The following is a 9,072-nucleotide window of genomic DNA, read 5'->3' on the forward strand; positions in this document are numbered from 1 at the left end:
CTGCTGATGGCGTTATACATTCGACGAACAACGCGCCGCGCGGGTTGACGCCGCCACATGAAAGTTTCACCATCGGAACATATTGTTTTCCGGGAACCCTTCATGAAAAATCTAGTATCGATCGCCGCACTGGCATTTGCCTCACTTTCCACTCCGACCGTCGTCATGGCGCAGGATTCCACTGCCGCGTCATCCGCGCCGACCGTGGCTGAGGCAGATGCCTTCGTCGCGGCTGCGGAAAAGGACCTGTTTGACTTTTCGATTGAGGCGGGGCGCGTTGCATGGATTAACGCGACCCATATTACCGACGACACGGATGCACTTGCGGCACGTTATGGCGAGATTGGCACCGAAAAGTCGGTCCGTTACGCTTTGGATGCAGCGAAGTATCAGGCGCTTCCCGGCCTGTCTTACGACACCAAGCGCAAGCTTGATATCTTACGCGGCGGTATCGTGCTGCCCGCGCCCACAAAGGCGGGGGCAGCGGCTGAACTTGCCACGATCACCACCAAGCTGCAGTCCGCTTATGGCAAAGGCCGTGGCACGCTTAACGGCAAGGAAATCAACGGTTCCGATATTGAGGCTGCGATGGGATCAAACCGCAACCCTGAGGAACTGAAAGAAATGTGGGTGAGCTGGCATGACAATGTCGGCGCGCCAATGGGCAAGGATTATGCCCGGATGGTTGCAATCGCAAATCAAGGCGCGACTGAGCTGGGCTATGCAGATGTCGGCGCAATGTGGCGTTCAGGCTATGATATGCCAGCCGATGACTTTGCCAAGCTGACGGATAAATTGTGGCTTGAGGTAAAGCCGCTCTATGACGAATTGCACACCTATGTCCGCACCCAGCTAAACAAGAAATATGGCAATGCGGTCCAATCCAAGACAGGGCCCATTCGTGCCGATCTGCTGGGCAATATGTGGGCGCAGGAATGGGGCAATATTTATGACGTTGTCGCGCCTCCGGGGGCTGGCGATATCGGATATGATATTGGCGCGTTGCTGGTTTCCAAGGGGTACAAGCAAACCGAAGTCGGCGATTTCAGCGCCAATCGCGGCAAGGCGGAAAAGGACATGGTCAAGGTCGGTGAAGGCTTCTTCTCGTCGCTTGGCTTTGCCCCACTGCCCAAAACCTTCTGGGATCGCGCGCAATTCATCAAACCCGCCGACCGTGAAGTTGTCTGCCATGCCTCTGCGTGGGATATCGATAATGTCGACGATCTGCGCATCAAGATGTGCATCAAGGTGAAATCCGATGACTTCGTGACCATCCATCACGAGCTTGGGCATAATTATTACCAGCGCGCTTATAACAAGCAGTCATATTTATATTTGAATGGCGCGAATGATGGGTTCCATGAAGCGATTGGCGATGCCGTCGCTTTGTCCATTACGCCGAATTATCTGGTGCAGATCGGCCTGTTGGATGCGAGCAAAGTTCCCGGAGCGGATAAGGACAATGGACTATTGCTGCGCCAAGCCATGGATAAGGTTGCGTTCCTGCCATTTGGACTGCTGATCGACAAATGGCGCTGGGGTGTTTTCAATGGCTCCATTACGCCCGCCAATTACAACAAGGGTTGGACCGACTTGCGTTTGCAATATCAGGGAATTGTCCCGCCGGTGGAGCGTGCAGCAGACCGTTTTGACGCCGGTGCGAAATATCATATCCCCGGCAACACGCCATATACCCGCTACTTCCTCGCGCGGATATTGCAGTTCCAATTCTACAAGGCAGCTTGCGATATTTCGGGCTGGAAAGGCCCGCTCCATCGCTGCTCATTCTATGGGAATAAAGAAGTCGGCACGCGATTGAACGCGATGCTGGAAATGGGGGCATCAAAGCCGTGGCCAGATGCATTGCAAGCATTTACGGGAACACGCGAAATGTCGGGCAAGCCCATGCTCGAATATTTCGCCCCACTCATGAAATGGCTCAAGGCGCAGAATAAGGGCGCGAAAAAGGGCTGGTAACCAAAATAGGCCCCGCCGTCACAGGCGGGGCCATTTCGTTTTTGATTAAGCTTTAGTCTTCGGTGGTGTTTTAACCGGTGCCGCCTTTTTTGGTGCAGGCTTTGCGGCTGCAGCTGGCTTAGATGCCTTTGCTGTTGCCGGTTTCGCGGTAGCCTTCGGTGCGGGCTTGCTTAGCGCCGCTTTTTTGGCAACGGGCTTTTTGGCAGCTGTCTTCTTGGCCGGAGCCTTTGTTGCGCCCGTTTTGCGGTCATACACTTTTTTGCCAGCGACGGCGGCTGCGGCAGTGGCGATAACTGCGCCTGCAACAGCAGCAGTCTTGCCCGGGTTTTCCTTGATCACGGATCCAGCGGTCGCAGCTGCGGTGGACGCTTGATCGACTGCGGATTTTGCCGTTGTCGACGCGGATTGCGCGACCGAACGCGCGCCGCCCGTCAAGCCGTCGGCGAATGCGCGGAACTTATTTAGCAGCTTGTTGAGCGGTCCGGTGTTTTCGGGTTTCTTCGGCATGGGCCGTACCTCCTTGGTTATATTTTAGGGATAATCAATTGCTTCAGTATTCGTTCCTGACCCTATCTGAAGGGCGGTTCGTTAAAGGCGCGAAGTTTGCGACTGTGCAGGCTATTTCCCGCCTCCCGAAGCAGCTCGCATGTCTGGATGCCGATTTGCAAATGGGCGGCGATGGCTTCTTCATAGAAACGGTTGGCTTGCCCCGGTAGCTTTATTTCTCCGTGCAGCGGCTTGTCGGACACGCACAGCAATGTGCCATAGGGCACGCGGAAGCGATATCCTTGTGCAGCGATGGTCGCGGACTCCATATCGATCGCAATCGCACGGCTTTGTGAAAAGCGCAGTGCCGATGCCGAGTAACGCAGTTCCCAATTGCGGTCGTCTGTCGTAACCACTGTGCCGGTGCGCATGCGTCGTTTCAGATTGGCACCGCTGGTGCCCGAAACATGCTCTGCTGCACTTGCCAGTGCCTGCTGCACTTCGGCGATTGGCGGAATTGGAATTTCGGGTGGCAGTACGTCATCGAGAATATGGTCATCGCGCAGATAGGCATGCGCCAGGACATAATCCCCAATCCGCTGCGTTTCACGAAGGCCACCGCAATGGCCAATCATCAACCATGCTTCGGGGCGTAGCACCGCCAGATGGTCGCAGATTGTCTTGGCATTGGAAGGCCCAACGCCGATATTCACAAGGGTAATCCCCGACCTGTCTGGCGCTATGAGATGGTAAGCCGGCATCTGGTGCCGCCGCCATGTGCTGTCGGCAACAAGCTGCGCTGCGTTGTCGGTTGGTTTGTCCACATACAGGCCACCCGCGCCCGACAAGGCGGTGTAACGGCCATTGCCAACTTGCGTGCATGCCCAACTGACAAACTCATCTACATAACGGTGGTAGTTGGTAAACAGGATGTAATGTTGCACATCCTCGGCGGGCGCGCCGGTATAATGGCGAAGGCGCGCGAGCGAGAAATCGGTGCGTAGGCCGTCAAACAAAGCCAGTGGCGCGCTTGCATTGCCTTTAATCCGAAGCAATCCATCGGCGATTTCATCGCCAATGTCGGCAAGTTCGGTCGTTGGGAAATGGCGTGCGAGCTCGTTGGGGCTGACCGTGCCCAATTCCAAATCCGTCGACCCATCTAGAACATAAGGGAAGGGAATTTCCTGCTTGCTGCGGCCAACCGAAATCTCCAGCTCATATTGTTCCATCAGCAGATCGAGTTGTTCGCCGATATAGTCGGCAAACAAATCTGGCTTGGTAAATGTGGTCCGGAATGTTCCGACTTTTTCAAGCTTGCCAAATGCAAGGTTTGACTGCGTCTCGCGCTGTTTACCGGCGTAGGTTATGACCAATTCGGGATAACAGAAATCATTGCTCGCGCGTTGGTCGGATGAAGGCGGAGTTCTATCCTTCAAATAATGTGCAAGTGCAGTTTGCAAGCGTTTTACCGAGGCGTCATATTCGGTAACGAGTTGATTAATGATGTTTTGAGATTGTTCACTAGGCATGGATACACATCACCGAAATTTCCAATTTTCGCAACAAAAAAAGGGAGGGTTGCCCCTCCCTTTAAATACCCAAAAGGGCAAGATTTCGTAAACTTAGAGCTGACCGAGCATATATTCGGCGGAGCTAACGTTGAAGTCACCGGGGGCTTCGACATTCACATGTTCCACGACGCCGTCATTGACAACGAGCGAGAAACGCTGACCGCGCTTGCCCATGCCAAATGCCGAACCGTCCATCTCAAGGCCAAGTGCAGCCGCGAAATCGCCATTGCCATCTGCCAACATAGTGATCGCGTCTGATCCGCCAGACTTGTTCCATGCGCCAAGGACGAAGGCGTCGTTCACGGCGGTGCAGGCGATTTCATCAATGCCTTTGGCTGCAAGCTCATCAGACTTTTCAACAAAGCCGGGAAGGTGGCGGGCAGAGCAAGTTGGCGTGAATGCACCGGGAACCGAAAACAGCGCAACGCGGCGGCCCGCGAAATATTCTGCGGACTGGACAGGCTGCGGGCCTTCGGCAGTCGCTTTTACCAACTTAACGTCCGGGATTTTGTCGCCAACGGAGATGCTCATATTTGGATTCCTTTTAAAAGTGGGGTTGGATGCATATTCCGGGACCCGCTCGGGCAAGTCAAGTAGCGGTTCCTCTTCAGTCGTAAATTGCATTCCTCAAATCACGAAATAGCCATCTGCATTGCCATATAAAGCAATCTTTATATTTGATTTCGTTGAAAGCTGCAGCTAAGGGCGGGGCGTCAAAAACCTCCCGGAGACCAAGCCTGTGGCTTTCAACGATTATGTCATTGCCGATATTAATGAGGCCGATTTCGGTCGCAAAGAAATAAACATTGCCGAAACCGAAATGCCCGGCCTTATGGCGCTGCGCGAAGAATTCGGCGCATCGCAACCGCTGAAGGGCGCGCGGATTGTCGGCTCGCTGCACATGACCATTCAGACTGCGGTTCTGATCGAGACGCTCACAGCGCTTGGTGCAGATGTTCGTTGGGCAACGTGCAACATCTTCTCGACACAAGATCACGCCGCTGCGGCAATCGCCGCGCAAAACATTCCTGTGTTCGCAATTAAGGGCGAAAGCCTTGCCGATTATTGGGATTATGTCGGTCGAATCTTCGATTGGGGTGATGAAACCACGGCGAACATCATCCTCGACGACGGTGGCGACGCGACGATGTTTGCGCTTTGGGGCGCAAAGCTTGAGCGCGGCGAAACCTTTGGCGAGCCCGAAAATGAAGAAGAAGTTGAATTCCAGCGCGCGCTGAAGGCATTTGTTGCCAAGAAGCCGGGTTATTTGACGGAAACCGTCAAGAACCTGAAGGGCGTTTCGGAAGAAACAACCACAGGCGTGCATCGCCTTTACGAAATCGCGAAGAAGGGCGAACTGCCATTCCCTGCAATCAACGTAAATGACAGCGTTACCAAGTCGAAGTTCGACAACCTTTATGGCTGCAAGGAATCGCTCGTTGATGCCATCCGCCGTGCCACCGACGTCATGTTGGCTGGTAAGGTTGCATGTGTTGCGGGCTTTGGTGATGTCGGCAAGGGTTCGGCTCAGTCGCTCCGTAATGGCGGCGCACGCGTTATGGTCACTGAAGTTGACCCGATCTGCGCATTGCAGGCCGCGATGGAAGGTTTTGAAGTCGTCACGATGGAAGAGGCCGTGCAGCGCGCCGATATTTTCTGCACCGCCACGGGCAACGCCGACGTCATCACGGCTGAGCATATGATGAACATGAAGCCTATGAGCATCGTGTGCAACATCGGTCACTTTGACAGTGAAATTCAGATTTCCGCTTTGTCCAATTACAATTGGAATGAAGTTAAGCCCGGCACGGATCTGGTCGAATTTCCAGACGGCAAGCAGATCATCGTTCTTGCAAAGGGCCGCTTGGTCAACCTCGGTTGCGCAACCGGACATCCAAGCTTTGTGATGTCGGCAAGCTTCACCAACCAAGTGCTCGCGCAAATCGAGCTTTGGACAAATGGTGCAAACTACAAGAACCAGGTCTATGTTCTGCCAAAGCATCTCGACGAGAAGGTCGCGACGCTGCACCTCGAAAAGCTTGGCGTTAAGCTGACCAAGCTGACCGACAAGCAGGCGAATTATATCGGCGTATCGACCGAAGGCCCGTTCAAGCCAGACCATTATCGTTATTAATTCATCGTCTTTCGAGACGTAACAAAAGCCCGCTGCGGAAACGCGGCGGGCTTTTTTCGTTGCGCGGCGCAAGCATTTGGGCATTAGCTTGTTCTAGGTAAATTAAAGGGCTTCATGACGATGACAGGCACTGGCCTGCCAATTGCACTGATAGGGGTTTTAATGGCGCTTTGGCTGGTAGGAGCCATAGTCGCTATCTGGATCGGGCTGTCCTTGCGTAATGAATCGCGCAAAATGTTAGGTCAGACGTTGCGGCTAAGAAGGCTGCTGGAAACCGCTCCGGCATTTCCGGTCGTGGTAAAGAGCGATGGGCGAATTGACGCGCCAGACCGTTTTTCGCGATTGCTTGGCCTGATGACGCCAGCGACCACGTTTTCGGACTTGGGCGGCTATGAGGATGCTGGCCTTGCCATAGATGATGCGGCGGCACTTGACGCAAAAGTGCGCGAGACCCAGCGTACGGGAAAATCCTTTCTCCTTCCTTTGGCGATTAATGGTTCCGAACGGCGTTTGACCGTTGTCGGAGGTGCCGCCGATGCGGTTATCTATCCCAATGGCGCAGCGTTGTTATGGTTTTTCGATTCCACCGAAAGTTTGCGAGAGCTTGAGAAAAGGACGCAGGAATCGGAAGAGGCCCGCACTGCATTTGCGGCGCTGGCTGGCCTAATCGAGGCCGCACCACTTCCGATGTGGCATCGACGCCCGGATATGCGCCTACACTTCGTCAACCACGCATATGTTAATGCGGTCGGCGCAAACGATGGCCTTCACGTGGTTGAAGAAGGTCTTGAATTACTGGAACCTGAAAACGGTAAAAGTCCATCTGACTGGGCCGCTGAAGCCGCCGCTGCGGACGTCCGGCGCGAGCGGGTTGTTTCCGCCACCTTGAATGGGGAACGGCGCCAGTTGCGGGTGTTTGATATTCCCTTGGGGCAATCGGGTGTTGCCGGGCTGGCAATCGATGTTCAGGATTTGATTGATGCCAGGTCGGAAGCCAAGGAAATGGCCGATGCACAGCGTGACCTTTTGAACATGATGTCCGCCGGGGTTGCTCAGTTTGACGCGCGCCATGTGTTGAGCTTCGCAAATTTGCCCTTCCAAAGCCTCTTCACTTTTCGGGACCAATGGTTGTCTGAAAAGCCCGAATTTGCCCGTGTACTGGACCGGATGCGCGAAAACGGGAAGGTGCCTGAGGTCCGGGACTTTCCAGCCTGGCGTCAGGAACGTGAAGATTGGTTTAGATCCTCCGATCCCACTGAGGAAAACTGGCTGCTGCCGGACGGAACGCATTTGCGGGTGCTTGCGCAGCCAATTCCGGACGGCGGCCTATTGATGATTTTTGAAGACCGCACCGAACAGGCGCAACTGGCCAGCGCTCGGGACATATTGCTGCGCGTGCGGACCGCGACCTTTGACAATTTGTTCGAAGCGATTGCGGTGTTTTCGGCCGATGGCCGCCTTAGCATCTGGAACCGCTTATTTGCCGAAACATGGGAACTGAATGACGAATTGCTGCTTCAGCATCCGCGTTTGGATGAACTATTGCCCTCGCTCGCCCGGCATTTGCAAAAGCCGTTGCAGATTAGCATCTTGGATGAACTGATCCGGACGACGTCGTCAAACCGCGAACGGCACAAGAGCAAAGCGGTCTTCGCCGACGGACGTATGTTCCAGATTGCGACGATACCGCTACCGGACGGCAATACGCTTTTCACGATGCTGGATATGTCGAACAACCTTAAAATCGAACAAGCACTGCGCGACCGGAATACCGCCTTGCAAGAGGCTGATGCGATTAAGAGCAAATTCCTTGCAAATATGAGTTATGAATTCCGCTCGCCACTTACGTCCATCAGTGGATTTGCAGACTTGCTAAAGGCAGGCATTGCTGGCGAACTTAGCGAACAGGCGAAGGAATATGTGGATGCCATTCTGCAATCCGCTGATCGCTTGTCCGACCAGATTAATACCGTTCTGGATTACAGCCAGATTGAAGCCGGCGCGTTGGCGCTCGCGCTCGAACAAACCGATGTTCCAACATTGGTCGCGCAAATTGTGAACAGCAAAGCGGCGATGGCACAGGGGGCTGAGGTCGATCTGCAAGTCGATTTGGACGACGGTGCTGGAGAGATGGCGCTTGATCCGAAACGGATTACGCAAACGGTCGGGCAGGTTTTGGACAATGCGATCCGGTATAACAAAAGCGGTGGGCAGGTTTTAATGGCTGCACGGTGGCAAGGCGATGCCCTTGAACTCGTCGTGTCAGACAATGGGCCGGGTATGCGTGAGACAGACGTCCTGCGCGTTTCTTCCGACAATGCGGTTCCAAAGAACGCCGATAGCAATGGTTCAATCACGCAGGGTTTAGGCTTGCCTTTGGCGCGTCAAATTATTGAATCGCATGGTGGGACGTTGCAACTGCATTCTGCGCCGGGCGAAGGCACGACGGTTATCATGGTGTTGCCGCGGTCATGATCATTGCGAGCGATTTGGATATGCGGGAATATGGCCGCGCATTGGCGAAGACATTGTCGCCATCAGATTGGGTCGCGATCAACGGGCCGCTGGGCGCTGGAAAGACCGTATTGTGCGCTGGCATATTGGCCGGCCTTGGATTTGAAGGCGAAGTAGCGAGCCCATCCTACGCCATCGTGCATAGCTATGAACCGCCAGAGGTTTTGGTTGCCGTTGCCCATGTCGATTTGTATCGCTTGGATAATATCGACGACTTGGACGAATTAGGGCTCATCGCCGAACGCGGCGATCGCGTCACACTGGTGGAGTGGGCGGAACGCTTCGGTGGCGGCTATGTGCGGCCCAGCCATTTAATCGATATCGTACCGCAAGCGGACGGCAGCAGAATTTTGACTTTGAAAATGGATAATGATGACACCCGTAACTGAT

7 protein-coding genes are annotated in these 9,072 nt (G+C 54.3%); 4 read left to right on the plus strand and 3 right to left on the minus strand.

Annotated elements, in window-relative coordinates; genetic code table 11:
* The first annotated feature begins 102 nt into the window (after positions 1-102).
* Positions 103-1,977 (plus strand): M2 family metallopeptidase, encoded by a 1,875-nt coding sequence (locus tag ACILQA_RS00905; RefSeq protein ID WP_395627990.1) that lies wholly within the window; start codon positions 103-105, stop codon positions 1,975-1,977.
* 45 nt (positions 1,978-2,022) lie between these two features.
* Here ACILQA_RS00905 and ACILQA_RS00910 read toward each other — a convergent pair whose 3' ends face one another.
* The 3 genes from ACILQA_RS00910 to ACILQA_RS00920 form a co-directional block, all read right to left on the minus strand.
* Positions 2,023-2,484: a hypothetical protein gene (locus ACILQA_RS00910; RefSeq protein ID WP_395627991.1), complete on the minus strand. Its 462-nt coding sequence runs from the start codon at positions 2,482-2,484 to the stop codon at positions 2,023-2,025.
* Positions 2,485-2,546: 62 nt separating this feature from the next.
* A complete protein-coding gene (locus tag ACILQA_RS00915) occupies positions 2,547-3,992 on the minus strand; it encodes an AMP nucleosidase (protein ID WP_395627992.1) in 1,446 nt (481 codons plus the stop codon).
* A gap of 93 nt (positions 3,993-4,085) precedes the next feature.
* On the minus strand, positions 4,086-4,565 hold the full coding sequence (locus tag ACILQA_RS00920; RefSeq protein WP_395627993.1) for a peroxiredoxin: 480 nt from the start codon (positions 4,563-4,565) through the stop codon (positions 4,086-4,088).
* Positions 4,566-4,773: 208 nt separating this feature from the next.
* On the opposite strand from ACILQA_RS00920, the gene ahcY reads away from it, so the two are divergent.
* The 3 genes from ahcY (at position 4,774) to tsaE (ending at position 9,071) form a co-directional block, all read left to right on the plus strand.
* Positions 4,774-6,168, plus strand: coding sequence for an adenosylhomocysteinase (gene ahcY, locus ACILQA_RS00925; protein ID WP_395627994.1), 1,395 nt, complete (start codon positions 4,774-4,776; stop codon positions 6,166-6,168).
* A gap of 162 nt (positions 6,169-6,330) precedes the next feature.
* A complete protein-coding gene (locus ACILQA_RS00930) occupies positions 6,331-8,643 on the plus strand; it encodes a PAS-domain containing protein (RefSeq protein WP_395627995.1) in 2,313 nt (770 codons plus the stop codon).
* Positions 8,640-9,071, plus strand: a complete 432-nt coding sequence (tsaE, locus tag ACILQA_RS00935) for a tRNA (adenosine(37)-N6)-threonylcarbamoyltransferase complex ATPase subunit type 1 TsaE (RefSeq protein ID WP_395627996.1) — start codon at positions 8,640-8,642, stop codon at positions 9,069-9,071. Before ACILQA_RS00930 ends, tsaE begins: the two co-directional genes overlap by 4 nt.
* Position 9,072: the final 1 nt, after the last annotated feature.

It is taken from the genome of Sphingorhabdus sp. (genome assembly GCF_044239005.1).
Classification (GTDB): Bacteria; Pseudomonadota; Alphaproteobacteria; order Sphingomonadales; family Sphingomonadaceae; genus Sphingorhabdus_B.